We start from the raw sequence: 25165 nt of genomic DNA, 5'->3' as shown, positions 1-25165 counted from the left end.
AATTCTTACCTAATATCGATGAGTCCTGATAACAGGATCGTCGTATCATAGACACACTAAAGGCCGTAGAGCCTGAACAACACAGACAGGTACAGGAAGAAAAAACATGGTAGATCAGGTAAAAGTCGACACCGCTGAAGAGGCGTCGTCTGAACAGTCGCTACGGCGCAATCTCACAAACCGTCATATTCAACTTATTGCTATTGGTGGCGCTATCGGTACTGGCCTGTTTATGGGCTCCGGTAAAACCATCAGTCTCGCCGGACCGTCGATCATCTTTGTGTATATGATCATCGGTTTTATGCTGTTTTTCGTGATGCGTGCAATGGGTGAATTGCTGCTCTCGAATCTGGAGTACAAATCGTTTAGTGATTTTGCCTCTGACCTGCTCGGGCCATGGGCCGGGTATTTTACCGGTTGGACCTACTGGTTTTGCTGGGTCGTTACCGGGATGGCAGACGTTGTCGCCATTACCGCGTATGCGCAATTCTGGTTCCCCGAACTCTCAGACTGGGTCGCCTCGCTGGCGGTGATCGTGCTACTGCTGAGCCTTAACCTCGCCACCGTAAAAATGTTCGGTGAGATGGAGTTTTGGTTCGCGATGATCAAAATCGTTGCCATTATCGGCCTGATTGTCGTCGGTCTGGTGATGGTGCTGACGCACTTCCAGTCGCCAACCGGCGTTCAGGCATCGTTCACGCACTTGTGGAATGACGGTGGCTGGTTCCCGAAAGGTCTGAGCGGCTTCTTTGCCGGCTTCCAGATAGCGGTGTTCGCATTTGTGGGTATTGAGCTGGTGGGTACGACCGCAGCGGAAACCAAGGACCCGGAGAAATCTCTGCCGCGCGCCATTAACTCGATTCCAATCCGTATCATCATGTTCTACGTGTTCGCGCTGATCGTGATTATGTCCGTTACGCCGTGGAGCTCGGTAGTGCCAACCAAGAGCCCATTCGTTGAACTGTTTGTGCTGGTTGGTCTGCCTGCTGCGGCGAGCCTGATCAACTTTGTTGTACTGACTTCAGCTGCCTCTTCTGCAAACAGCGGCGTGTTCTCTACCAGCCGTATGCTGTTCGGCCTGGCGCAGGAAGGCGTTGCGCCTAAAGCGTTTGCCAAACTCTCAAAACGCGCAGTTCCGGCGAAGGGTTTAACCTTCTCCTGTATCTGTCTGCTGGGCGGCGTGGTGATGCTGTACGTGAATCCGAGCGTGATTGGCGCCTTCACCATGATCACCACTGTATCGGCGATTCTGTTCATGTTCGTCTGGACCATCATTCTTTGCTCGTACCTGGTGTACCGCAAGCAACGTCCTCACCTGCATGAAAAATCAATCTACAAGATGCCGTTAGGCAAGCTGATGTGCTGGGTATGTATGGCGTTTTTCGTCTTCGTACTGGTACTGCTGACGCTGGAAGAAGATACCCGCCAGGCGCTGATCGTCACGCCGTTGTGGTTCATCGCGCTGGGTCTGGGCTGGTTGTTTATCGGTAAGAAACGTATGGCAGGCGTGCGTTAATCGCTAAGACGTGAGATGTAGGCCGGATAAGGCGTTTACGCCGCATCCGGCAATATGCTGGCGGGATTGCCTGATGCGGCTTCGCCTTATCAGGCCTACGTTCGAGGTCGTTGTAGGCCCGGTAAGCGCTAGCGCCACCGGGCTTTTTTATTCACCTGCGAGGGCACGCGGGAACAACACATTGTTTTCCAGGCTGATGTGTTCCATCAGGTCGTCGATCATCTCGTTAATGCCGTTATACATGGCTTTCCAGGTGGTGCAGGCCTCTGGTGGCGGCGTTACGTTATGGGTGATGTGTTTGATCACTTCCACCAGTTCACCCGCATCGTCATGTTCGCTTTCCATCACGCTGATTGGCCCCATCGCCTGGCTACCCATGCCCTGTTTGATCATCGGGAACAGGATCTGTTCTTCTTTCATCATGTGGCTGGACAGCTCTTCATGCAGCATGGTCAGGTTTTTCGCCAGACCGCGCGGTACGTTCGGTTTGTCTGCGTGAACGCGTTCAACTTTAGTGGCCTGCAGGATCAGCTCCGGCAACTGTTCGCGGTGTCTGTCGTGAAAACGCACGATGATATGGTCGATGATTTCAGCCAGAGCCACGGTACGCCAGTCTTTCTCCAGTGGCTGTTCAGCCAGCTGCGCGAGCTGCGCCTCAATAACGTCTAAATCCAGCTCTTTACGCGCGGCAGCGCGTGCCAGCGTTTGCTTACCACCGCAGCAGTAATCCATATCGTATTTACGAAACAGGGCCGAAGCGCGAGGAATAGAGAGCGCCAGTTCACCTAAAGGTTGATCGCGATAAGACATTGCCGTTACCTCATTCTCAATAATATAAGGTGCATTTTAAATGCAACTTATTGCGAAGGATATAACCCTTTCGGGGTGGGGTATTTTGTGATGGACGTCACGAAAATTTCTTATCTCGTTAAGATGCTGAATCTTATTGGAAAGGAGAGGTACGGAGAAAAAAGCCGCACGACAGGATTAAATAAGCGCACGCCGCTGCCGATAGTTAGACCTCAGACAATACCTGCATAATAAAAGGCTACAGATGTTCAAACGAATCAAAGTGATAACCTTACTTATCACCGTGCTACTCGCGCTGGGCGCAATGCAGCTCATCTCCGCGGGCGTCTTTATTGGTGCACTCAATAACGATAAACAGAACTTTAACGTGTCTCAACTTTCCAGCCAGAACGTGGCCGAGTTTACCGATGCGTGGATTAGCCTGAACCAGGCTCGCGTCACGCTCAACCGGGGCATGCTGCGTTTACAGGGAACGATGGCCAGCGATATTAACGGCGGTCAGCTGCAGGAGCTGGTGAACACGGCAAATCGCCTGTTGGCCGAATCGAAAGAGCATTACGATAAATACTACGCTCTGCCGGAAACGCCGGGGCTGGATGAGCATCTGGCCGATCGACTGGAAGAGCAGTACGGCATCTATTCTGCGACGCTGGCAAAAATGAACGCGCTGCTGGCTGAAGGAAAGCTGGAAGAGATGTTTAAGCAGAATGCCGAGCAAAAGCAAACGGCCATGCAGGAAGTTTATCGGCAATGGCGTAGCGCGCAAACGGCGCTGGCCACTGCCGGAGTGCAGGACAATGAGAGTGATTATCAGAAGATAATCTGGCTGCTGTCCGCGGTGATGCTGATTGTCGTCACCGTGATTATCGCCAGTTGGCTGGCGATGCAGCGAGTGCTGCTCAAGCCGCTCCACGAGGTGATGGGACATATTCGCCACATTGCCGCAGGCGATTTGACGCACCCCATCAGCGCCGACGGCAGTAATGAAATGGCGCTGCTGGCAAGCAACGTCCGTGACATGCAGCAGGCGCTGGCGAATACGGTCAGCGTGGTGCGTGACGGGGCTGATACCATCTATACCGGCGCGGGTGAAATCGCCGCAGGCAGTAACGATCTCTCTTCACGTACCGAGCAGCAGGCTGCCTCTCTGGAAGAGACCGCAGCCAGCATGGAACAACTTACCGCAACCGTGAGACAGAACGCAGATAACGCGCGTCAGGCGACAAGTCTGGCAAAAAATGCTTCACAGACGGCGCAAAAAGGCGGAACCGTTGTCGATGGCGTGGTGCGTACGATGGATGAAATCGCCACCAGTTCCAGCAAAATCGCGCAAATTACCAATGTTATCGACAGTATTGCCTTCCAGACCAATATCCTTGCGCTAAACGCGGCGGTGGAAGCGGCGCGTGCGGGCGAGCAGGGGCGCGGGTTTGCCGTGGTCGCCGGCGAGGTTCGTACGCTGGCGCAGCGTAGCGCTCAGGCGGCGAAGGAGATCAAAGCGCTGATTGATGACTCAGGGAATCGGGTCAATGCCGGTACGGCGCTGGTGCATGAAGCGGGAGAAACGATGGCGGAAATAGTTAGCGCCGTGACCCGCGTGACCGACATCATGGGGGAGATTGCCTCAGCTTCTGATGAACAAAGTCGGGGTATCGATCAGGTAGGCCTGGCGGTTGCCGAAATGGATCGCGTCACGCAGCAAAACGCCTCGCTGGTAGAAGAGTCCGCTTCCGCCGCTGCCGCGCTTGAAGAGCAGGCCGCGCGGTTGAACCAGACGGTAGCGGTGTTTAAAGTGTCGCGCCGGATGGCGGCGTAAACACCTGATCCGGCCTACATGAGATCGTACAGTCCTTGTAGGCCGGATAAGCAGCGCCATCCGGCATATTATGATTGTGAAACCACCACGACGCTCGGTTTCTGCGGCTTGGCTCTGACGGCTATCACCACCCCAACCATCAGCAGTGCTATTCCGCTTACCGTCAGCAGAGGTGGAAATTCCTCGCGCAGAATAAAGGTGTACAACAGGCCAGCCAGCGTTTCGAAGACAATCAGCGGGCCGAGGATCACCGTCGGTAATTTTTGGCTGGCGACGTTCCAGCACAGTGCGCCAACCCACGAACACAATACCGCAATGGCTATCATCAGGCCGATAAACACACCCGGACGCGGACCGAAGGGCAGAGCGAAGTCCGGCGTTTGCCCGTTCAGCCACAGGCAGGCGGCAATATAACCGAGCAGAGAAACGGGCAACGTTACCAAAGCCTGGGCCGTCGCCCACATCATCGGGTGCTTATCCGGATTCTCGCGCAGCCAGCGGGCATTACGCAGCGCATACCATGCCCAACACACCACCGAGACAAGCGCCAGCGCGATGCCGGAACCATAACGCCAGCCACTAAAGTCTGGTAACCCCTGATTCAGCTCCGAGATATTCACGCACAGCAGTCCTATACCAATCAATACCAGCGCAGGCGACAGACGCCACCATGATAATTTGCCGTCACGCTGGCTGTAGAGTAGGTTAGCGAAGACTGGGATCACCACCGGTAATGTACCAATAATCATTGTGGAGACCGGTGCGCCGGTGCGCTGGATGGCGCTTGCCAGGCAAACGTAATAAATCAGATTCCCCATCATTGTTAGCGTCAGCGCAGTTACCCAGTCTTTCCGCACGAGTTGACGCAGGCGCGCACGTCCCAGCCAGGCAATCGGCAATGCGATCAGCCCCAGCGCCAGATAACGCCCCATCGACTGCAATACCGCCGGGTATTCCGGTACGATCAGCGGTCCAACAAAAATTAATCCCCACATCAGCCCGGCCAACAGGGCATACAACACACCGCTAATCATTTTGGACATCCACATCGTTTAACAATAAGTCGAGTGTAGGCAGGAAAAATGCCGCCGTATTGTATGAGATTGCTGATCAACGCCGGACGACTTGTTTCTGATAACGTACCGGCGTAATGCCGTAGCGATGGGTAAACGCGCGGGTGAGATGCGACTGGTCGGTGAGGCCGGTTGCGGCGGCGACCTCTGCGGCGGGCATACCGTAAGTGAGAAAACCTTTGGCTCGCCACAGCCGGATCGCCATCAGCATCTGGTGCGGCGTGACGTGGAAATGAGACTTAAATTGGCGCTGAAAATGCCAGGGACTCAGCGATGCAACCCGCGCCAGCTCGTCGAGCGTGACCGGATGCATATAATTATCATGCAGATACTCGCGTACCCGTTCAAAGCGATGCGCCCCCTCCGGCAATACCGGCGCATGGCGGGCCAGCGGCTGGAACGTGTCGATCAGATCGAGTAGGAGTCCTTTTTGCGCCAGCGGATCCTCCGTGTTCCACAGGCCGTGGATCAGCGAGCAGATCTGGCGCGAGCGCAGCGGATCGTGACGCGTTACGTCATGAAACCACCAGTGGCGGATCCCGGTGACCTCTTCCAGAAGGTCGGGTTCAAGGTAAATCATCCGATAGCGCCAGCCGTCGGCGGTTTCGGCTTCGCCGGTATGCAGCTCATCGGGATTCATGGTGACGACGGAATGGGCGGGGGCAACATACTGCGTGCCGCGATAACGAAAACGTTCGGCTCCGGCTTCTATCGCGCCAATGCCAAACGCTTCATGGGTGTGCGGCTCGAAAGCGTAACGCGAGATGTGTGCATGATACAGCTCAACGCCCGGCACCTGCGCCAGATGGCGAAAGCGGGCGCTGTCTTTCTCATCAATAAACTGCTCAGGTACACCTTGCACGTTTTCTCTCCCCACGCATCATCCTGTCATTATCAGAGAGGATGCGCGGGGATGCCACCACAATTAACTAATTTTTAACACTTACACGATGCCTTTGACGCTGTCAGCCAACGAGGTTGTCGGGCGACCAATCAGTTTGCTCAGCGTATGGCTGTCGTCGAACAGACCACCTTTGGAGGCGCCAGTGTCTGAGTCAGCCAGCATGTCCGCCAGCCCGGCAGGCAGGCCTACACCTTTTAGCGCGGCGGCAAAATCTGCTTCGCTCAGGTTCTGATACACCACTTTTTTACCACTCTGTTTTGCCAGCTCGGCAGCCAACTGGCTCAGGGTCCAGCCTGCGTCGCCCGCCAGCTCATAGGTTTTACCGGAATGACCGTCTTCACTGATGACGCGCGCGGCGGCAGCGGCATAGTCGGCGCGGGTCGCTGAGGCAATTTTGCCTTCACCTGCAGCCCCGATAAACACGCCATGTTCCAGTGCAGCCGGTGCGCTGGCGAGATAGTTTTCGGTGTACCAGCCGTTACGCAGCAGCGCGTAGGCGATACCGGATTCAGCCAGCATCTTCTCGGTTGCCACATGCTCATCAGCCAGCCCCAGCGGGGAGGTGTCGGCGTGCAGTAGACTGGTGTAGGCGATGAATTTCACGTGCGCGGCTTTCGCTGCGTTAACCACGTTGCGATGCTGCGGGGCGCGTTGTCCCACTTCGCTGGAGGAGATCAGCAGTAGCTTGTCGATACCCTGTAAGGCAGCCGTCAAGGCGGCTTCATCGCTGTAATCCGCCTGACGAACGGTAATGCCCTGCTGGCTAAGCGCCGTCGCTTTAGCGGGATTACGCACAATTGCCACAATCTGGCTGGCAGGAACGGTTTTCAGCAGAGATTCAATAACGTGTTGGCCCAGTTGGCCGGTGGCGCCGGTAATTGCGATCATGGGGTGACTCCTTGGTATTGGTCTTGTGTTTAATCACGCTAACACCTAAACTTACTTTTAGTAAGTACGCACAAAAAGGTTAGTATGAAAATGACAGCTTCGACGCTCTCCCAGCAGTTACGCGATGGCAACTTGTTTGCCGAACAGTGTCCCTCCCGTGAGGTGTTAAAACACGTCACCAGCCGCTGGGGCGTGTTGATTCTGGTGGCGCTGCGCGACGGTACGCACCGTTTCAGTGATTTGCGCCGTAAGATGGGCGGGGTCAGTGAAAAGATGCTGGCGCAATCCCTGCAAGCGTTAGAACATGACGGGTTTATCAATCGGGTGTCGTATCCGGTGGTACCGCCGCACGTGGAGTATAGCCTGACGCCGTTGGGTGAGCAGGTGAGCGATAAAGTCGCCGCGCTGGCGGACTGGATAGAACTGAATTTGCCGCAGGTTTTAGCGCAGCGGGACGAACGGGCTGCGTAGTTTTGTAGGCCGGATAAGACGCTATTGCGCCGCATCCGGCACGAAAATTACTTACTTAAATCCAGCTGATAAATAGCGAAACCGATGTCATCGGTCGCGACTTTCTTCAGCGGATACTGGCCTTTCTCTTTAATAAATGCCGCGGCTTTATCAGACGGTGATGTTTCAAAGCGAATATCCAGTGGTGTGTCGCTATGAATTGGCGCCAGACGCCAGTTGTTATCTGCCGCCGGGTGAATTTCACCGCCACGCTTCGTCTCAGCACCAATCCATGCGGCCAGCACCGAGCGGTTTTCATCTGGTGACGCAAACGCGATGTGGCTGTCGCCGGTTCCGGCAAACTTACCGCCGTAGGCGCGGTAGTTGTTGGTCGCGACGAGGAAGGTGGCATTCGGATCGATTGGTTTGCCGTTAAAGGTCAGATTTTTAATACGTTCCGCTTTCGGGTTAATGGTCTGACATTCACCGTCGTAGCGGGCGGGTTGTGAAACATCAATCTGATAATTCACGCCGTCAATCACGTCGAAATTATAGGTACGGAAGCCATCCCAGTTAATCAACGACTGTGGTTTGCTGCTGTGGATATCAATCTGATTGAACTGCCCGGCGGAACATTCCAGCCACTCTTTCACCTCTTTACCGCTGGCTTTCACCACCACCAGAGTGTTGGGATAGAGATACAAATCAGCGGCGTTACGGAAGGTTAACTGACCTTTTTCGACTTCTACGAAGCTTGCCGGATCGTTCTTGCGTCCACCGACCTTAAACGGCGCGGCGGCGGAAAGTACCGGCAGTTTTGCCAGATCCGGATCGCCCTGAATAAAGTGTTCCACATAGGCTTTCTGCGCGTTGTTCACCACCTGTACGGTCGGGTCATCCTGTACCAGCGCCAGATAGCTGTACATGTTGTCGGCGGATTTACCGATCGGTTTGCTGACAAACTCACGCGTGGCGTCGTGATCGGCTTTCAGGATCTCAACGATTTTTTTGTCTTCTGCTGCCAGTGATTTTTTGGCTGCGGCGTCATAGATCGGGCGCGCCTCGGCTTTCGCCTGAGTGACCTGCCATTTACCGCTGTCGTTATTCAACACTAAATCCACCACGCCCAGGTGATCGCCCCACATACCCGGCATCACCGCAGGAACCCCATTCAGCGTACCTTTTGTGATATCTGCGCCTTTAATATTGGCAAAGTCTTTACCCGGGAAGACGGCGTGAGCGTGACCAAACATAATGGCATCCACGCCCGGTACTTCGCTGAGGTAATAAACGGAGTTTTCCGCCATCGTTTGATATGGGTCGGCAGAAAGCCCGGAGTGAGCAACCACCACCACAACATCGGCGCCTTTTTCTCTCATTTCCGGAACGTATTTGCGTGCAGTTTCCGTAATGTCGTTCACCGTGACTTTGCCGCTGAGGTTGGCTTTATCCCAGGTCATAATCTGCGGTGGAACAAAGCCGATATAGCCAATCTTCAGCGTCTGCTTGTTCCCTTCCTTGTCGACCACTTCAGTTTCTTTGATCAAGTAAGGCGTAAACAGCGGCTTTTTGGTCTTCACGTCGATGATATTGGCGTTAACGTAAGGGAACTTCGCTCCGGCTAGCGCGTTGTGCAGATACTCCAGACCGTAGTTGAATTCATGGTTGCCGAGGTTACCCACCGCGTAATCCAGGGTATTCAGCGCCTTATATACCGGGTGAGCTTCGCCCGCTTTCAGCCCCTTGGCCGCCATGTAATCCCCGAGCGGGCTGCCCTGAATCAGATCGCCATTATCAACCAGCACGCTGTTTTTGACTTCACCACGCGCAGCGTTGATCAGACTTGCCGTACGTACCAGACCGAATTTTTCACTCGGTGTATCTTTGTAATAATCGAAATCCATCATATTGCTATGCAAATCAGTGGTTTCCATTATACGCAGATCGACGGTCGCGGCATTGACGCTGGCTGCAATCAGCGTTGCCAGAAGCGTTGCACTAAACTTAATCATCAGGGGCATCCTTTTAAGATCTAAGCCACAAAAGAAAATGTATATAAATCTTCTTGCTTACAGAACTGTGAATCATGACATGAATATAGCGTTTAAAACCGCAGACGCTATCACAGTTGGCGGATCCCCTGACGATCGGGTATAAGTAAAACAACGAGTTAACACCACTGACAGAAACGAGGTGGAGAATGCTAGAACATGTATGCCAGCTTGCACGGAACGCGGGCGATGCCATTATGCAGGTCTACGATGGAATCAAACCGATGGAGATTACCAGCAAGCAGGATGATTCTCCGGTCACGGCGGCAGATATCGCCGCACATACGGTGATCCTCGAAGGATTACTGGCGCTGACGCCGGATATTCCGGTTCTGTCTGAAGAGGCGCCTCCTGGCTGGGATGTTCGCCAGCATTGGCAGCGCTACTGGCTGGTGGACCCGCTGGACGGGACCAAAGAGTTCATTAAGCGTAACGGTGAATTTACCGTCAATATTGCGCTGATCGAGAAAGGAAAGCCGGTTCTGGGCGTGGTTTACGCGCCGGTAATGAAAGTGATGTACAGCGCAGCAGAAGGTAAAGCGTGGAAAGAAGAGTGCGGCGTACGCAAACAAATTCAGGTTCGTGACGCGCGTCCGCCGCTGGTGGTCATTAGCCGCTCGCATGCCGACAATGAGTTAAAAGAATATCTGCAACAGTTGGGTGAGCACCAGACCACGTCGATTGGCTCATCGCTGAAGTTCTGCCTGGTGGCGGAAGGGCACGCACAGCTGTATCCGCGTTTTGGGCCAACCAACGTGTGGGACACCGCCGCTGGCCATGCCGTTGCAGCCGCAGCCGGAGCGCACGTTCACGACTGGCAGGGGAAACCTCTGGATTACACCCCACGTGAATCGTTCCTCAACCCCGGCTTCCGCGTCTCTATTTACTGAGTAATTTGTGCAGCAGGGCAATTACCTGCTGCACCTCTTCCTGCGTTAATGCGCCATCTTTTGCCCACTGCACGCGTCCGTCCTTGTCGAGTACGGCGATAGCGGAGCTCTCTTCATCCAGTTGCCAGGCTTTACGCGCAATGCCATTGCTGTCGACAATGAATTGCGACCACGGGTAGAGCTTCTTATTGCTCTCCAGACTGCTGCGCACAAACATACCGGAGCCGGGAATGGCGTCATCCGTGTTGACAATAGTGGTGGTCTGGTATTTGTCGTGCGGCAGGTTGGCGGCTTTGATTGCCTCGATCAGCGTCGCATTTTTCTCTTTGGCGGAGGTGCGTCCGGCAATGTGTTGCACAATTCGCACTTTGCCTGGCAACTGCGCGCTATTCCAGCTTTTGTAGCTAAACTTATCGTTATCGAGAATCAGTTCGCCACGATCGGCGATCCCCACCGGCGGTACGCGCTGGTCAGTCTCAAACTTATGTGCGGAGGCAATCATCGGCAGTAGCAGGCACGACAGCGCCAGCAGTTTTCGTAAGGTCATAGGTTTTCCTTCTTTCTTTTATTTTGCAGGTGATCCGACCACTTGGGTCTGGAATTTAATCATATGTGCGAATGATGCTTTTTCCCGCAAGCGCGATGCCAGTTTGCGGACGGGCGCACAAATCCTGCGAAAAATGAAGGCTTATACTGAAGACAGCGAAGCGTTGAAAAGATAATTCTGAATAATTGTAACTTGAAGGTAAATAAACTTATACACGCTGGAAACATCAACGAGATAGTCTATAGTCATAGGGCATTAAAATTTGCGCCTGAGGATTGTCGGACCGATTGTGGTACCGCAAAGGCGTAATGCTCAGCAGGAGACAACAATGAAAATTTTCCAACGATACAACCCGCTGCAGGTGGCGAAGTACGTGAAGATCCTGTTTCGTGGACGGTTATATATCAAGGATGTAGGCGCTTTTGAATTTGATAAGGGTAAGATTCTTATCCCAAAAGTGAAGGACAAACTGCATTTTTCCGTGATGTCCGAAGTTAACCGTCAGGTCTTGCGTCTGCAAACTGAGATGGCTTGATCAAAGTGCTATGCAGTAGTTAAAAAAACGGCTCCTGATGGGAGCCGTTGATGTTTCTGTAAGGCGTTAAGACGCCTTTGCCTCTTCTTTTGCATCTGGCAGTTTTGGTACCAGAACGGTAGGTTTACTGTCCAGACGCGTCACCAGCAGCTGATCGATCTTGTAGTTATCGATATCCACCACTTCAAATTTGTAACCTGAATACTTCACCGAGTCGGTGCGTTTCGGGATTTTACGCAGCATGAACATCATAAAACCGCCGATGGTTTCATAGTTGCCGGACTGCGGGAACTCATCGATATCCAGCACGCGCATTACGTCATCAATCGGTGTACCGCCGTCGACTAACCATGAGTTTTCATCACGTGCCACAATCTGCTCTTCCAGACCCTGACCTACCAGATCGCCCATCAGCGTCGTCATAACGTCGTTGAGGGTGATAATCCCCACCACCAGCGCGTACTCGTTCATGATGACGGCAAAGTCTTCGCCTGCGGTTTTGAAGCTTTCCAGCGCTTCAGAGAGCGTCAGCGTGTCCGGGACGATCAGCGTATTGCGGATCTGTACGCCGCTGTTCAGCGCCATGCTTTGGTTCGCCAGTACGCGGTTGAGGAGATCCTTTGAATCAACATAACCAATGATGTGGTCGATATCTTCGTTACACACCAGGAATTTGGAGTGCGGATGTTCCGCCACCTTGTTCTTCAGGCTTTGCTCATCTTCATGGAGATCGAACCAGATAATATTCTCGCGCGAGGTCATTGAAGACGGGACGGTACGGGATTCCAGTTCGAATACATTTTCAATCAGCTCATGCTCCTGCTTGCGCAGAACACCCGCCAGCGCACCCGCTTCGACCACGGCGTAAATGTCGTCCGAGGTGATGTCGTCTTTACGCACCATTGGGATCTTAAACAGACGGAAAATGTTGTTTGCCAGACCGTTAAAGAACCACACCAGCGGGCGGAAGACCAGCAGGCAGAAGCGCATCGGGTTGATGATACGCAAAGCCACAGCTTCTGGCGCAATCATACCGATGCGTTTCGGGGTTAAATCCGCGAACAGGATGAACAGGCCAGTAACCAGCGAGAACGACAGAATAAAGCTTAACTGTTCGGACAGCTCTGGAGCGAAGTACTTCGAGAAAAGGCTGTAAAACGCCGGAGAGAATGCTGCATCACCGACGATACCGCCGAGAATGGCGACCGCGTTAAGGCCAATTTGCACGACGGTAAAAAACATGCCGGGGTTTTCCTGCATCTTCAAAACACGTTGTGCGTTTACGTTGCCTTCATCGGCAAGCAGTTTAAGTTTTATTTTGCGTGATGCAGCAAGCGAGATCTCAGATATCGAGAAAAACGCACTCACGGCGATCAGGCAGAGAATGACTAAAATACTGTTTAACATATCTTATCCGACCGTTCGGGTCAGATCCTCGGAAGGGAGAAGTTGATACTCGTCGTCTTTCAAGCTGCAGGTGCGTTAGCTGCACTCATTCACCCCAGTCACATAGTTCTCTATGCTCCTGGGAATTCACGAGTTTGCCGCCTGCCTGCAACTCGAAATCCTTAGAGTATAAATCCAATGGAATATTCATTGAAAACCGGCTCGTGGAAGTGAGCCGGTAAATTCAGAAGCTAGTATAGCGTAAGGTACTGTAAAGTCGCCAGAGGGGGAAATTATCCTTGTGGGGGCAGGCAAACACCAATACCACCAATGCCACAATATCCGTAAGGATTTTTGTGCAGATACTGCTGGTGATCGTCCTCGGCATAATAGAACGGGGTTGCCGTAGTGATTTCCGTGGTAATGGTGCGCTCGTCGCCTGCGGCGGTCATTGCTGCCTGAAAACGTTCAAGGCTGGCCTGTGCGGCGGCGGTTTGTTCCGGCGTTAACGGGTAAATGGCGGAGCGATACTGCGTGCCCTGGTCGTTCCCCTGACGCATGCCTTGAGCCGGGTCGTGATTTTCCCAGAACACCTGCAGCAGTTGTTCGTAGCTGATAACATGCGGGTCATAGACGATGCGTACCGCTTCGGCATGCCCGGTATCGCCAGAACACACTTCACGATAGGTTGGGTTTGGGGTGTAGCCGCCGGTGTACCCGGCCGCTGTGCTGTAGACCCCTGGCAATGACCAAAATAAACGCTCAACGCCCCAGAAACATCCCATGGCGAAATAAGCTATCTCCATACCGTCGGGCACGTTGGTCATCGAATGTTGGTTAACCGCATGCAGCGTTGCCACTGGCATCGGGGTGTTGCGTCCAGGTAGCGCATCTGCTTGAGTAACAAGATGCTTTCTATCAAATAAACTCATGGCCGTTCTCCCGAAATCAGTCATTTGGGTTAAGGTTGTAACGAGACGCGTCTTTGCCCACAATAAACGGCGTGAATACGTCTAGAGTTAAACATAAGAAATATTTGGGTTGTCGTCTGTTTTTCAACTCTTATTGTTGATTTTTTGTTAAGCCGAGGAACGGCATAGTATTTTTTTCCAGGGGTGGGAAAAAAGGATATTCAGGAGAAAATGTGCCACATATCCGTCAGTTATGTTGGGTGGGATTACTGTGCTTAAGTGGCTCCGCCGCCGCCGCGAATGTTCGCTTACAGGTCGAAGGATTATCAGGACCGCTGGAGAAAAACGTCCGTGCGCAGCTGTCCACGATTCAAAGTGATGAAGTCACTCCAGACCGACGCTTTCGTGCGCGCGTTGATGATGCCATCCGCGAAGGGCTAAAAGCGCTGGGCTACTTTGAGCCGACCATCGATTTTGAGCTGCGCCCGCCACCGGCAAAAGGCCGCCAGGTGCTGATTGCCAAAGTGACCCCCGGCGAGCCGGTGCTGATTGGTGGCACTGAGGTGATTTTGCGCGGTGGCGCGCGTACGGATAAAGATTATCTGGATCTGCTGAAAACGCGCCCGGCAATCGGCACCGTGCTGAATCAGGGGGACTATGACAACTTCAAAAAGTCACTCACCAGCGTGGCGCTGCGTAAAGGTTATTTCGACAGTGAATTTAATAAAAGCCAGCTCGGGATAGCGCTTGAGCGCCGCCAGGCGTTCTGGGATATCGATTACAACAGCGGCGAACGCTATCGCTTTGGGCATGTCACCTTTGAAGGCTCGCAAATTCGCGATGAGTATCTGCAAAATCTGGTGCCCTTTAAAGAAGGTGAAGAGTACGAGTCGAAAGATCTGGGCGAACTGAACCGTCGTCTGTCGGCGACCGGATGGTTTAATTCTGTGGTTGTCGCGCCAGAATTTGATAAAGCCCGCAAAACCAAGGTGCTGCCGCTGAAAGGCGTGGTCTCACCGCGAACCGAAAACACTATCGAAACCGGGGTCGGTTATTCAACTGACGTCGGGCCACGGGTGAAGACCTCGTGGAAAAAGCCGTGGATGAACTCCTACGGGCACAGCCTGACGACCAGCGCCAGTATCTCGGCGCCAGAGCAGGTGCTTGATTTCAGCTATAAAATGCCGCTGTTAAAGAACCCGCTGGAGCAGTATTACCTGGTACAGGGCGGCTTTAAGCGTACCGATTTAAACGACACCGAGCAGGATTCCACAACGCTTGCGGTTTCCCGTTACTGGGACCTCTCCAGCGGCTGGCAGCGCGCGATTAACCTGCGCTGGAGCCTCGACCACTTTACGCAGGGTAACGTCACCAACACCACTATGCTGCTCTATCCGGGCGTGATGATCAGCCGGACGCGTTCACGCGGCGGCCTGATGCCTGTCTGGGGCGATTCCCAGCGCTACTCTATTGATTACTCGAACACCGCCTGGGGTTCAGATGTTGATTTCTCCGTCTTCCAGGCGCAAAACGTCTGGATCCGCACGCTGTACGACAGGCATCGTTTTGTGATGCGCGGTAATCTCGGTTGGATTGAAACCGGCGACTTCGACAAAGTGCCGCCGGACCTGCGTTTCTTTGCCGGGGGCGATCGCAGTATTCGCGGCTATAAATACAAATCTATTTCGCCGGAAGGCAGCGACGGCAAGCTGAAAGGGGCCTCCAAGCTGGCAACCGGCTCGCTGGAATACCAGTACAACGTGACCGGTAAATGGTGGGGGGCGATGTTTGTCGATAGCGGTGAAGCGGTCAGCGACATTCGCCGAAGCGATTTCAAAACCGGTGCCGGGGTCGGCGTACGCTGGCAATCGCCGGTTGGACCTATCAAGCTCGACTTTGCCGTCCCGGTCGGCGACAAAGATGAACATGGTTTACAGTTTTACATCGGTCTGGGGCCTGAATTATGAGTTTATGGAAGAAGATAAGCCTCGGCGTGCTGGTATTTATCCTGCTGTTGTTAGGCACGGTGGCGTTCCTCGTCGGTACCACCTCGGGCCTGCATCTGATCTTCAAAGCAGCTAATCGGTGGGTTCCAGGTCTGGAAATTGGTCAGGTCACCGGCGGCTGGCGGGATCTATCACTGAAAAATATTCGCTACGACCAGCCTGGCGTGGCGGTGAATGCTGGTGAAGTGCATTTGGCCGTGGGGCTTAACTGTCTGTGGGACAGCAGCTTGTGCGTCAACGATCTGGCGCTGAAAAACATCAACGTGGCGATCGACAGCAAAAAAATGCCGCCCTCAGCGCCGGTTGAGGAAGAAGAGAGCGGTCCGCTTAATCTTTCCACGCCTTACCCCATCACGCTTTCGCGCGTGGCGCTGAACAACATCAATATCAAAATCGATGACACCACGGTTTCAGTGCTGGATTTTACCTCTGGCCTGAACTGGCAGGAAAAAACGCTGACGTTGAAGCCAACGTCATTACAGGGGCTGCTGATTGCTCTGCCTAAAGTGGCGGAAGTGGCACAGGAAGAGGTTGTCGAACCGAAGATTCAAAACCCGCAGCCGGATGAAAAGCCGCTCGGGGAAACGCTAAAAGATCTGTTCTCAAAGCCGGTACTGCCGGAAATGACCGATGTCCATCTGCCGCTCAATCTCAATATTGAAGAGTTTCGCGGCGAGCAGCTGCGTGTGACCGGGGATACGGATTTAACAGTACATAGCATGCTGCTGAAAGTGAGCAGCATTGACGGCAACATGAAGCTCGACGCGCTGGATATCGACTCGAATCAGGGAACGGTAAAAGCCAGCGGTACGGCGCAGCTCACCAACACATGGCCGGTGGATATTACCCTCAACAGCACGCTGAACGTCGATCCATTAAAAGGCGAAAAGGTGAAGCTGAAGGTTGGCGGCGCGCTGCGCGAACAGCTGGAAGTCGGCGTCAATCTGTCTGGTCCGGTGGATATGGACCTGCGTGCGCAGACGCGTCTGGCGGAAGCCGGATTGCCGCTCAACATTGAGGTGGTGAGTAAGCAGGTTTACTGGCCGTTTACCGGTGACAAACAGTTCCAGGCCGATGACATCAAGCTCAAACTGACCGGCAAGATGACCGACTATACGCTGTCGATGCGTACCGCCGTGAAAGGTCAGGATATTCCTCCAGCTACTATCACGCTGGACGCCAAAGGCAACGAGCAGCAGATCAATCTCGACAAACTCAGCGTTGCGGCGCTGGAAGGGAAAACTGAGCTGAAAGCGCTGGTGGACTGGCAGCAGGCGATCAGCTGGCGCGGGGAGCTAACGCTGGATGGTATCAATACCGCGAAAGCGATCCCGGACTGGCCGTCAAAACTGAATGGCCTGGTGAAAACGCGCGGCAGTCTGTACGGCGGAAGCTGGCAGATGGAGGTTCCGGAGCTGAAGCTGACCGGCAACGTGAAGCAGAACAAGGTCAATGTGAACGGTTCGCTGAAGGGGAACAGCTACCTGCAGTGGACGATTCCGGGCCTGCATCTGGAGCTGGGACGCAACAGTGCGGACGTAAAAGGCGAGCTGGGGGTTAAAGACCTCAACCTCGACGCGACGATTGATGCCCCAAGCCTGGATAACGCGCTGCCGGGGCTGGGCGGTACGGCGAAAGGGCTGGTAAAAGTTCGCGGTACGGTTGAAGCACCACAGCTGCTGGCGGATATTACCGCCCGTGGTCTGCGCTGGCAGGAACTTTCCGTTGCTCAGGTGCGCGTCGAAGGCGATGTGAAATCGGCCGAGCAAATCGCCGGTAATCTCAACGTTCGCGTAGAGCGAATTGTACAACCTGACGTGAATATTGGTCTGGTAACGCTCAACGCCAAAGGCAGTGAAAAGCAGCATGAACTGCAGTTACGTATTCAGGGTGAGCCGGTTTCCGGGCAACTGGATCTTGCCGGGAGCTTTGATCGCAAAGAACAGCGCTGGAAAGGGGAGTTAAGCAATACCCGCTTCCAGACGCCGGTCGGTCCGTGGTCGCTCAACCGGGCTATCGCGCTGGATTATCGTAATCAGGAACAGAAAATTAGTATCGGGCCACACTGCTGGAACAACCCGAATGCGGAGCTGTGCGTACCACAAACCATTGATGCCGGTGCAGAAGGTCGCGCGGTGGTGAATCTTAACCGCTTCGACCTGGCTATGCTAAAACCGTTTATGCCGGAGACAACCCAGGCCAGCGGAGTGTTCACCGGCAAAGCTGATGTGAGCTGGGACACTACCAAAGAGGGGCTGCCACAGGGGCAGGTCACCCTGAGCGGACGTAACGTCAAGGTCACGCAAAGCGTGAATGATGCCCCGCTCCCCGTGGCGTTTGAAACGCTGAATCTGACCGCCGACCTGCACAATAACCGTGCCGAGTTGGGCTGGCTGATTCGTCTGACCAACAACGGGCAGTTTGACGGACAGGTGCAGGTAACGGACCCGCAAGGGCGTCGTAATCTGGGCGGTAACGTCAATATTCGCAACTTCAATCTGGCGATGGTGAACCCCATCTTCTCGCGCGGTGAAAAAGCGGCAGGGATGATCAACGCCAACCTGCGGCTGGGCGGCGATGTGCAAAGCCCGCAGTTGCTCGGACAGCTGCAACTGAGTGGTCTGGATATCGACGGTAACTTCATGCCGTTTGACATGCAGCCAAGCCAGTTAGCCGTTAACTTCACCGGAACACGCTCAACGCTGGCGGGCGTGGTGCGTACGCAGCAGGGCGAAATTAACCTGAGCGGCGATGCCGACTGGAGTCAGATAGACAACTGGCGGGCGCGTGTCGCGGCTAAAGGCAGCAGGGTACGTATTACCGTACCGCCGATGGTCCGCCTCGACGTATCGCCGGACGTGGTCTTTGAAGCCACGCCGAGCCTGTTTACTCTCGATGGCAACGTGGATGTGCCGTGGGCGCGTATCGTGGTACATGACCTGCCGGAAAGCGCGGTTGGGGTTTCCAGCGATATGGTTATGCTTAACAACAATCTGCAGCCGGAGAAACCGCAGACCGCCGGTATTCCGATCAACAGCAACCTGAACATCCACGTCGGTAACAACGTGCGTCTTGACGCCTTTGGTCTGAAAGCGCGTCTGACGGGCGATCTGAAAGTGGTGCAGGATAAGCAAGGTCTGGGGCTTAACGGGCAAATTAATATCCCGAGCGGTCGCTTCCACGCCTATGGTCAGGATCTGATTGTGCGTAAGGGCGAGCTGTTGTTCTCCGGTCCGCCGGATCAGCCGTTGCTCAACATCGAAGCGATTCGTAACCCAGATGCCACCGAAGACGACGTGATCGCTGGCGTTCGCGTCACCGGTACCGCCGATGAACCGAAGGCGGAGATCTTCTCCGACCCGGCAATGTCGCAGCAAATGGCGCTTTCCTACCTGCTACGTGGACAAGGGCTGGATAGCGAACAGAGCGATAGCGCAGCGATGACTTCAATGCTTATTGGTCTGGGGGTTGCACAAAGTGGTCAGGTTGTGGGTAAAATCGGGGAGACATTTGGCGTAAGCAATCTGGCACTGGACACGCAAGGGGTGGGCGACTCATCTCAGGTGGTTGTCAGCGGATACGTACTGCCAGGTCTGCAGGTGAAATATGGTGTGGGTATATTTGACTCCTTAGCGACACTCACGCTACGTTATCGTCTGATGCCTAAGCTATATCTGGAAGCAGTGTCTGGCGTAGATCAGGCACTTGATTTGCTCTATCAGTTCGAGTTTTAGCAATGCGAATATTTGTCTACGGCAGTTTACGAACCAAACAAGGCAACAGCCACTGGATGACCAATGCCCTGTTGCTGGGAAATTTCAGTATCGATAACTACCAGTTGTACAGCCTGGGCCACTATCCAGGCGCGGTTCCGGGAAATGGAACAGTACACGGGGAAGTTTATCGTATTGATAACGCCACGCTGGCAGAGCTTGACGCTCTGCGTACCCGCGGCGGTGAATACGCACGCCAGTTAATTCAAACGCCGTACGGAAGTGCATGGATGTACGTGTACCAACGTCCGGTTGATGGCTTAACGCTGATTGAAAGCGGTAACTGGTTAGACAGAGACCAGTACTGATATATCGTCTACCAGAATAAACAACGCCGCCTTCGGGTGGCGTTGTTTATTAAAGGCTTAAAACTCCACACGCGCGCCGAGGTTATAGCGGCGTCCTTCCACCTGCGCGGATTCATTCCATGCAGTCGTCAGTTTCGGATCTTCATCCAGCACGTTGTAGATCCCTGCCATCAGCTGCGTGTGCTTATTGAGCTTATAACGTACGCCTACGTCGACCATCGTGTAGTCATCGTACTTATAGTTATTGCCGCTGTTGCGGTTACTGCTGCGGTAATTCACCGTACTCCATACGTCCAGACTCTGCGTTGCCGCCCAGCTCAGCGACAGGTTCGCCATATGGCGCGGGTAATCGTTGAGCGCGTAGCCTTTGTTTACGCCGCTTTTCTGTTCGCTATGGTTCCAGGTGTAGTTAGCGTTGGCTTTTACATCGGCGCTAATCTGCCAGTCGGCATTCAGTTCTATGCCGTACACGTCCGCCTTGCTGACGTTGAAGTATTTACTGACGGAGTCCGCCTTGTAGCCATTCACGGAGCACTGATTCGTCGATGTAGTTTCGCAAATGGTTTGTTCAGCAATTTTGTCTTTGAACTGCGTATAGAAGACGGTGCTATCCAGTGACAGCGCATTCCCCGTCCAGTAGAGGCCCAGCTCAGAGTTAACGCTTTGTTCTGGTTTCAGATCGTCGTTACCGACGGTCAGGAAGGGATAAGGTACGGTCGAGCCGTATGGGGTGACAAAGTCGCTGGATGTCGCACGCAGCTCAGGTTTTTTATAACCAGCGGAAACGCCGCCCTTCAGCGCCCAGTCATTGCTGAAGGCCCAGTTACCGTACATTTTCGGCGTAATATGTGTGCCAAAGTTATCATCCTGGTCCATACGCGCTGATGTAGTCAGGATAAAGTCGTCAATGCTCCAGCCGTCTTCAGCAAACAATGCCCAACCGTTACGGCTGATTTTTGTCACTGGCTCAGATCCGGGCAGCGTTTTGTTGGCCACATCAAAGCGGTCATTCAGCTCTTCGCGGGTGAAATTCGCCCCAACGGTCAGTTTATGGTTGTCGAGCGTGAAGGTGGTTTGCGAATTAGCGACGTAGTTCTCCATCTGTACATACTGCGGCGACTGGCCGTCATAAACGTACTTCGAACGGCCTTTTTCATAGTTTATGTAGTTGGTCGTTGCAATGGTGTCGTCGGCATACCAGCCGGTATGCGTTAAGGTGGCGGCGTTACGATCGAACAGCCATGACCACGGCGCGCCGCGCTTCTGGGTACGGTTTTTCTCCTGCTCACCGGTGACCACATTGAGGTCGAACAGGTTATTTTCGCTAGCGGCCAGGCCCAGCGTCATATCAACGGATTTACGGTTGTGTTTGCCGAAATAGTTATTGCGATCGTCATCGCGACGGTCGAGCCAGTCGGCCGCTACGCTAAGGCCGAGAACATCGGGCACAATCGGCCCCATGGTAAACAGATTCATCTGGCTGGTATTACCCAAATACTGGTGTTCCTGAAGCCAGGTATTGGCGGCAATTGCCGTCGTCCACTCTTTTGCGCCATACGGTTTTTTGGTAATCACGTTGACCACACCGCCGATGGCATCTGAGCCGTACAGCGAGGACATGGGCCCGCGGATAACTTCGATACGCTCAATGGCCTCCATCGGCGGTAAGAAGTTGGCTTCAGTACCGATGTCATGTCCGTAAGGGCGAGATTCACCGGTATTTTGTTTGACGCTGTTGACCATAAACGCGGTATAGGACGGGTCCATGCCGCGAATCATAATGCTGCCAGCGTTCATACCGCTGCTGTTGGTGACCGAGACGCCAGGAAGGTTTTTAATCGCTTCACCAATGCTACGGTCCGGCTGAATATCCAGCGTTTTACGATCGATAACGGAAATGGTGGCCGGCGCTTCGCGCTTTTGCTGCGAGAACCCGGATGCGGTGATCACCATTTCATCTTCGCTATTGCGTGAGGTTTCGGTGAGTTCTTCTGCCTGAGTGGGGAAAATAACACCGCCTGAGAATGCAACGATCCCTGTCAGCGTAATAAGTTGACGCGTTTTCATAATATAGACACCTGAAAAGTAAAAAATAAAAGCATCACCTTGCAGCCCAGAAAAGCTGCAAGGTGTCAGAAGCGTTTTTAATTATTAATATTTGGAGAGGTCGATTTTCAGCACGTAATCGGGCTTCACACCTGCCGTTTTTTCCGGCTGTTTGACGCTGACATACAGAGTGTTGGCATCAGACGAGAGCGCCAGGCTGTTAGGTAACGCATTGGTTTCAATGCTTTGTTTTACCTGATAAGTTTTGCTGTCCACAATGCTGATGCGCTTTGCATTACGGTGGGTGATATACACTTCCTTGCGATTTTCGTTATATATCACTGCCAGCGAGTTGATAACCTTAATGGGCGCAATAACCTTACCGGTATTAATATCAACAACCAGTACATCCGCTAAATCAGGATCGGTCAGGAATGCGCGATTATTTTTTGCATCCAAAGCAATATTCAGGAAAAAATGTTTTTTGCCTGGCTCAATACTAAAGCGGTTAATAATTTGATGGTTAGTGGTATCCAGCGTAATAAGTTCGTTGCGGCCATTTACGATATACAGGCGGTTCTTATTGGCATCTACGGCCATGCCGGTCGGATACTGGCCCATGTTTTCAAGGGTGGCGATTTTCTCGCGCTTTTGCGTATCCACCACCCAGACAATACCCTTTTCAGCCACGCCGGAAACGTACAGGCGGTGATGCTGTTTATCGAGCACCATTTCGCGGGTATGGACAATTTCTTTCGGGTTTTTGGCTTCGCTCAGTTGCAGTATCGCCAGCTCTTTACCGCTGCGGGTATCAATGAGCGTGACCGAACCCTCCAGCGTGTTGCCGACATACAGCACCTGGTTTTCTGCATCCAGGGCAGTGGCAAAGGCACGACGGCTGGTTTCGATAACTTCAGTCGTGGTGAGTTTCTCCAGATCGAGTTTATAGATAAGCCCGCTGGTTTTATCTTTATCAAACGACGGCGACGAGGCAGCAAAAAGCGCATTCTGCTGGCTATCAACCGCCAGTTCATACACGCCGTTGCCAACGTCGCGGGTCAGAAAATCTTGCTCAGGTAGCGTCTGCGCCACGCTGGACAGGCTGGTAAATAACAGTGCTGTGGCGAGAGCCACGCAGGAATAGCGTTTCAGGGACTTCACATTGTGGAGGTTCATTGACTTTTATTCACATTTATTTACATGCTGAGAATGATAATGAGATCTAATCTCATTCGCAATTAAGATAAATGAAATGTGACTACCCAATCTGGTAGGTCAAAAAGAAAACAGCGAAGGGGAGGGGGAAAAGAAAGTAGAAATTAAAAAACCCTTACTAACCAGGGGCTGGCGTTCAGGGCTTTACGCTAACGCGAACTTACTTCTTCGCGCGCTCGAAGGAAGCAACGATTTCAGCTTTAGCAGCTTCAGCGTTGTCCCAACCGTCAACTTTCACCCATTTGCCCGCTTCGAGATCTTTGTAGTGTTCGAAGAAGTGGGTGATCTGCGCTTTCAGCAGTTCCGGCAGGTCGGTCACATCTTTGATGTGATCGTATTCTTTGCTCAGCTTGGTGTGCGGTACCGCAACCAGTTTCGCATCTTCACCGGATTCGTCGGTCATTTTCAGTACGCCAACCGGACGGCAACGGATCACTGAACCTGGCTCCAGCGGGTACGGAGTCGGGACCAGAACGTCTACCGGGTCACCATCCAGAGACAGGGTGTGGTTGATGTAACCGTAGTTGCACGGATAGAACATCGCGGTGGACATGAAGCGGTCAACGAACAGGGCGCCGCTCTCTTTGTCAACTTCGTATTTGATCGGATCTGCGTTCGCAGGGATCTCGATAACAACGTAGATATCTTCCGGCAGGTCTTTACCGGCAGGGACGTTGAGTAAGCTCATGTCTGTTTCCTTTAAATAAGCTATGGCAAACAAGTGGCGGGTATTATAGCCAACTCGCGCGGAATGTCTCCGCTTGTTTTCGCTTTCTCTGCGTGCATTTTCTTCTTTTTACCTCTCTCTCGTGACAGAAAAATCCATATCTTCAGCCGCATTTTTCATAGTGAGATGAAAGCGATTACAAAGTTGTGATTAACGTTTTATTTACTTTTTTGAAGTGTGATGTAACGCAATCCGTTACATGCTCAATTGTCTATAGTTTTTTCGCGACGGTTTATTAACCAACAATAATCACCCTACGAGGACGCACTTATGTGGAAGCGCTTACTTATAGTCACAGCAGTTTCGGCAGCCATGTCGTCTATGGCAATAGCAGCCCCTTTAACCGTAGGATTTTCGCAGGTTGGCTCTGAATCCGGCTGGCGCGCCGCAGAAACCAACGTCGCGAAAAGCGAGGCCGAAAAGCGGGGAATTACGCTGAAAATCGCTGACGGCCAGCAAAAGCAGGAAAACCAGATTAAAGCAGTCCGCTCATTTGTTGCGCAGGGCGTCGACGCCATCTTTATTGCGCCGGTCGTGGCAACGGGTTGGGAGCCGGTGTTAAAAGAAGCTAAAGATGCCGACATTCCGGTCTTTTTGCTCGATCGTTCCATCGATGTAAAAGACAAATCTCTCTATATGACCACCGTCACCGCCGACAACGTGCTGGAAGGTAAATTGATCGGCGACTGGCTGATTAAACAAGTGGATGGCAAGCCGTGTAACGTCGTTGAGCTGCAAGGGACCGTTGGGGCCAGCGTGGCGATCGATCGTAAGAAAGGCTTTGCTGAAGCTATCGCTAATGCGCCAAACATCAAAATTATTCGCTCTCAGTCCGGTGACTTCACCCGCAGTAAAGGGAAAGAAGTGATGGAGAGCTTTATCAAAGCGGAAAACAACGGCAAGAACATCTGTATGGTTTACGCCCACAACGATGACATGGTGATCGGTGCGATTCAGGCGATCAAAGAAGCGGGCCTGAAACCTGGCAAAGATATTCTCACCGGTTCTATCGATGGCGTACCGGATATCTACAAAGCGATGATTGACGGCGAAGCCAACGCCAGCGTCGAACTGACGCCAAATATGGCTGGCCCGGCATTCGACGCGCTGGAGAAATTTAAAAAAGACGGCACGATGCCTGAGAAGCTGACCATTACCAAGTCGATCCTCTATCTGCCGGATACGGCAAAAGAAGAGTTAGAGAAGAAGAAAAACATGGGCTACTAAGCCTTCATGAAAATGCCGGGGGCGCTGCGCTTGCCCGGTCTACATTACGCTCTTTTGTAGGCCGGATAAGCGTAGCGCCATCCGGC

The 25165-nt window shown here is 53.1% G+C and carries 20 protein-coding genes; 9 read left to right on the top strand and 11 right to left on the bottom strand.

Annotated elements, in window-relative coordinates; all coding sequences use genetic code 11:
- Positions 1–106: 106 nt before the first annotated feature.
- Positions 107–1516 (top strand): D-serine/D-alanine/glycine transporter, encoded by a 1410-nt coding sequence (gene cycA / locus OGY33_RS24035; RefSeq protein ID WP_048227199.1) that lies wholly within the window; start codon positions 107–109, stop codon positions 1514–1516.
- A gap of 147 nt (positions 1517–1663) precedes the next feature.
- Here the strand turns inward: cycA and ytfE are convergent, their stop codons facing one another.
- A complete protein-coding gene (gene ytfE / locus OGY33_RS24030) occupies positions 1664–2326 on the bottom strand; it encodes an iron-sulfur cluster repair protein YtfE (protein WP_103768626.1) in 663 nt (220 codons plus the stop codon).
- A 244-nt stretch (positions 2327–2570) separates the two neighbouring features.
- Between ytfE and OGY33_RS24025 the strand changes: the two genes are divergently transcribed.
- Complete coding sequence (locus OGY33_RS24025) at positions 2571–4142, top strand: methyl-accepting chemotaxis protein (RefSeq protein WP_149607490.1); 1572 nt, start codon at positions 2571–2573, stop codon at positions 4140–4142.
- A gap of 68 nt (positions 4143–4210) precedes the next feature.
- On the opposite strand, the gene OGY33_RS24020 is transcribed toward OGY33_RS24025, so the two are convergent.
- From OGY33_RS24020 to OGY33_RS24010, 3 genes are all read right to left on the bottom strand, one after another.
- Positions 4211–5176, bottom strand: a complete 966-nt coding sequence (locus OGY33_RS24020) for a DMT family transporter (RefSeq protein ID WP_003830433.1) — start codon at positions 5174–5176, stop codon at positions 4211–4213.
- A 76-nt stretch (positions 5177–5252) separates the two neighbouring features.
- Positions 5253–6077 carry an AraC family transcriptional regulator gene (locus tag OGY33_RS24015; RefSeq protein WP_032944272.1) on the bottom strand — a complete coding sequence of 275 codons (825 nt, stop codon included), beginning with the start codon at positions 6075–6077 and terminating at the stop codon, positions 5253–5255.
- An 81-nt stretch (positions 6078–6158) separates the two neighbouring features.
- Positions 6159–7007 carry an SDR family oxidoreductase gene (locus OGY33_RS24010; protein WP_149607491.1) on the bottom strand — a complete coding sequence of 283 codons (849 nt, stop codon included), beginning with the start codon at positions 7005–7007 and terminating at the stop codon, positions 6159–6161.
- Between the two features lie 90 nt (positions 7008–7097).
- On the opposite strand from OGY33_RS24010, the gene OGY33_RS24005 reads away from it, so the two are divergent.
- Entirely contained in the window at positions 7098–7478 is a 381-nt protein-coding gene (locus tag OGY33_RS24005; RefSeq protein WP_032934267.1) for a winged helix-turn-helix transcriptional regulator, read from the top strand.
- Positions 7479–7525: 47 nt separating this feature from the next.
- Here OGY33_RS24005 and cpdB read toward each other — a convergent pair whose 3' ends face one another.
- A complete protein-coding gene (gene cpdB, locus OGY33_RS24000; RefSeq protein ID WP_191238910.1) occupies positions 7526–9469 on the bottom strand; it encodes a 2',3'-cyclic-nucleotide 2'-phosphodiesterase in 1944 nt (647 codons plus the stop codon).
- A gap of 188 nt (positions 9470–9657) precedes the next feature.
- On the opposite strand from cpdB, the gene cysQ reads away from it, so the two are divergent.
- Positions 9658–10398, top strand: coding sequence for a 3'(2'),5'-bisphosphate nucleotidase CysQ (cysQ, locus tag OGY33_RS23995; RefSeq protein WP_008786026.1), 741 nt, complete (start codon positions 9658–9660; stop codon positions 10396–10398).
- On the opposite strand, the gene OGY33_RS23990 is transcribed toward cysQ, so the two are convergent.
- Positions 10388–10945: a YtfJ family protein gene (locus OGY33_RS23990; protein ID WP_048215073.1), complete on the bottom strand. Its 558-nt coding sequence runs from the start codon at positions 10943–10945 to the stop codon at positions 10388–10390. The two genes, cysQ and OGY33_RS23990, sit on opposite strands and share 11 nt — an antisense overlap.
- Before the next feature lie 328 nt (positions 10946–11273).
- Between OGY33_RS23990 and OGY33_RS23985 the strand changes: the two genes are divergently transcribed.
- Complete coding sequence (locus tag OGY33_RS23985; protein ID WP_003025710.1) at positions 11274–11480, top strand: DUF1107 domain-containing protein; 207 nt, start codon at positions 11274–11276, stop codon at positions 11478–11480.
- 66 nt (positions 11481–11546) lie between these two features.
- Here OGY33_RS23985 and paeA read toward each other — a convergent pair whose 3' ends face one another.
- Positions 11547–12887 carry a polyamine export protein PaeA gene (paeA, locus tag OGY33_RS23980; protein ID WP_003025713.1) on the bottom strand — a complete coding sequence of 447 codons (1341 nt, stop codon included), beginning with the start codon at positions 12885–12887 and terminating at the stop codon, positions 11547–11549.
- Between the two features lie 272 nt (positions 12888–13159).
- Positions 13160–13798, bottom strand: coding sequence for a peptide-methionine (S)-S-oxide reductase MsrA (gene msrA, locus OGY33_RS23975; RefSeq protein WP_003830412.1), 639 nt, complete (start codon positions 13796–13798; stop codon positions 13160–13162).
- Between the two features lie 212 nt (positions 13799–14010).
- Between msrA and tamA the strand changes: the two genes are divergently transcribed.
- The 3 genes from tamA to OGY33_RS23960 are packed head-to-tail and all read left to right on the top strand — an operon-like array spanning position 14011 to position 19864.
- A complete protein-coding gene (gene tamA, locus OGY33_RS23970) occupies positions 14011–15744 on the top strand; it encodes an autotransporter assembly complex protein TamA (protein WP_003025718.1) in 1734 nt (577 codons plus the stop codon).
- Positions 15741–19517, top strand: a complete 3777-nt coding sequence (gene tamB / locus OGY33_RS23965) for an autotransporter assembly complex protein TamB (protein ID WP_191238909.1) — start codon at positions 15741–15743, stop codon at positions 19515–19517. The genes tamA and tamB overlap by 4 nt, the downstream gene beginning before the upstream one ends.
- A gap of 2 nt (positions 19518–19519) precedes the next feature.
- Positions 19520–19864, top strand: a complete 345-nt coding sequence (locus tag OGY33_RS23960) for a gamma-glutamylcyclotransferase family protein (protein ID WP_003025723.1) — start codon at positions 19520–19522, stop codon at positions 19862–19864.
- A 57-nt stretch (positions 19865–19921) separates the two neighbouring features.
- Here OGY33_RS23960 and OGY33_RS23955 read toward each other — a convergent pair whose 3' ends face one another.
- The 3 genes from OGY33_RS23955 to ppa form a co-directional block, all read right to left on the bottom strand.
- Positions 19922–21931, bottom strand: a complete 2010-nt coding sequence (locus OGY33_RS23955) for a TonB-dependent receptor domain-containing protein (RefSeq protein ID WP_060682839.1) — start codon at positions 21929–21931, stop codon at positions 19922–19924.
- An 84-nt stretch (positions 21932–22015) separates the two neighbouring features.
- The gene (gene yncE, locus OGY33_RS23950; RefSeq protein WP_149607494.1) at positions 22016–23086 is read right to left on the bottom strand and encodes a 7-bladed beta-propeller protein YncE; all 1071 of its coding nucleotides are present in this window, start codon (positions 23084–23086) and stop codon (positions 22016–22018) included.
- A gap of 199 nt (positions 23087–23285) precedes the next feature.
- A complete protein-coding gene (gene ppa / locus OGY33_RS23945; RefSeq protein WP_003025726.1) occupies positions 23286–23813 on the bottom strand; it encodes an inorganic diphosphatase in 528 nt (175 codons plus the stop codon).
- 309 nt (positions 23814–24122) lie between these two features.
- On the opposite strand from ppa, the gene ytfQ reads away from it, so the two are divergent.
- On the top strand, positions 24123–25079 hold the full coding sequence (gene ytfQ / locus OGY33_RS23940) for a galactofuranose ABC transporter substrate-binding protein YtfQ (RefSeq protein WP_137371447.1): 957 nt from the start codon (positions 24123–24125) through the stop codon (positions 25077–25079).
- The last annotated feature ends 86 nt before the right edge of the window (positions 25080–25165 follow it).

The organism is Citrobacter sp. Cpo032, from assembly GCF_030332975.1.
In the GTDB taxonomy this organism is placed as follows: Bacteria; Pseudomonadota; Gammaproteobacteria; order Enterobacterales; family Enterobacteriaceae; genus Citrobacter; species Citrobacter portucalensis.
This window is presented reverse-complemented; position numbering and strand designations above follow the sequence as displayed.

Bases quoted from the DNA above. Each gene is read 5' to 3' on its own strand.
- OGY33_RS23955 (WP_060682839.1), bottom strand. From the start codon at position 21,931: ATGAAAACGCGTCAACTTATTACGCTGACAGGGATCGTTGCATTCTCA.
- cycA (WP_048227199.1), top strand. From the start codon at position 107: ATGGTAGATCAGGTAAAAGTCGACACCGCTGAAGAGGCGTCGTCTGAA.
- OGY33_RS23990 (WP_048215073.1), bottom strand. From the start codon at position 10,945: ATGACCTTACGAAAACTGCTGGCGCTGTCGTGCCTGCTACTGCCGATG.
- OGY33_RS24010 (WP_149607491.1), bottom strand. From the start codon at position 7,007: ATGATCGCAATTACCGGCGCCACCGGCCAACTGGGCCAACACGTTATT.
- OGY33_RS24005 (WP_032934267.1), top strand. From the start codon at position 7,098: ATGACAGCTTCGACGCTCTCCCAGCAGTTACGCGATGGCAACTTGTTT.
- paeA (WP_003025713.1), bottom strand. From the start codon at position 12,887: ATGTTAAACAGTATTTTAGTCATTCTCTGCCTGATCGCCGTGAGTGCG.
- tamB (WP_191238909.1), top strand. From the start codon at position 15,741: ATGAGTTTATGGAAGAAGATAAGCCTCGGCGTGCTGGTATTTATCCTG.
- msrA (WP_003830412.1), bottom strand. From the start codon at position 13,798: ATGAGTTTATTTGATAGAAAGCATCTTGTTACTCAAGCAGATGCGCTA.
- ytfE (WP_103768626.1), bottom strand. From the start codon at position 2,326: ATGTCTTATCGCGATCAACCTTTAGGTGAACTGGCGCTCTCTATTCCT.
- cysQ (WP_008786026.1), top strand. From the start codon at position 9,658: ATGCTAGAACATGTATGCCAGCTTGCACGGAACGCGGGCGATGCCATT.
- OGY33_RS23985 (WP_003025710.1), top strand. From the start codon at position 11,274: ATGAAAATTTTCCAACGATACAACCCGCTGCAGGTGGCGAAGTACGTG.
- ytfQ (WP_137371447.1), top strand. From the start codon at position 24,123: ATGTGGAAGCGCTTACTTATAGTCACAGCAGTTTCGGCAGCCATGTCG.
- OGY33_RS23960 (WP_003025723.1), top strand. From the start codon at position 19,520: ATGCGAATATTTGTCTACGGCAGTTTACGAACCAAACAAGGCAACAGC.
- ppa (WP_003025726.1), bottom strand. From the start codon at position 23,813: ATGAGCTTACTCAACGTCCCTGCCGGTAAAGACCTGCCGGAAGATATC.
- cpdB (WP_191238910.1), bottom strand. From the start codon at position 9,469: ATGATTAAGTTTAGTGCAACGCTTCTGGCAACGCTGATTGCAGCCAGC.
- OGY33_RS24020 (WP_003830433.1), bottom strand. From the start codon at position 5,176: ATGATTAGCGGTGTGTTGTATGCCCTGTTGGCCGGGCTGATGTGGGGA.
- OGY33_RS24025 (WP_149607490.1), top strand. From the start codon at position 2,571: ATGTTCAAACGAATCAAAGTGATAACCTTACTTATCACCGTGCTACTC.
- yncE (WP_149607494.1), bottom strand. From the start codon at position 23,086: ATGAACCTCCACAATGTGAAGTCCCTGAAACGCTATTCCTGCGTGGCT.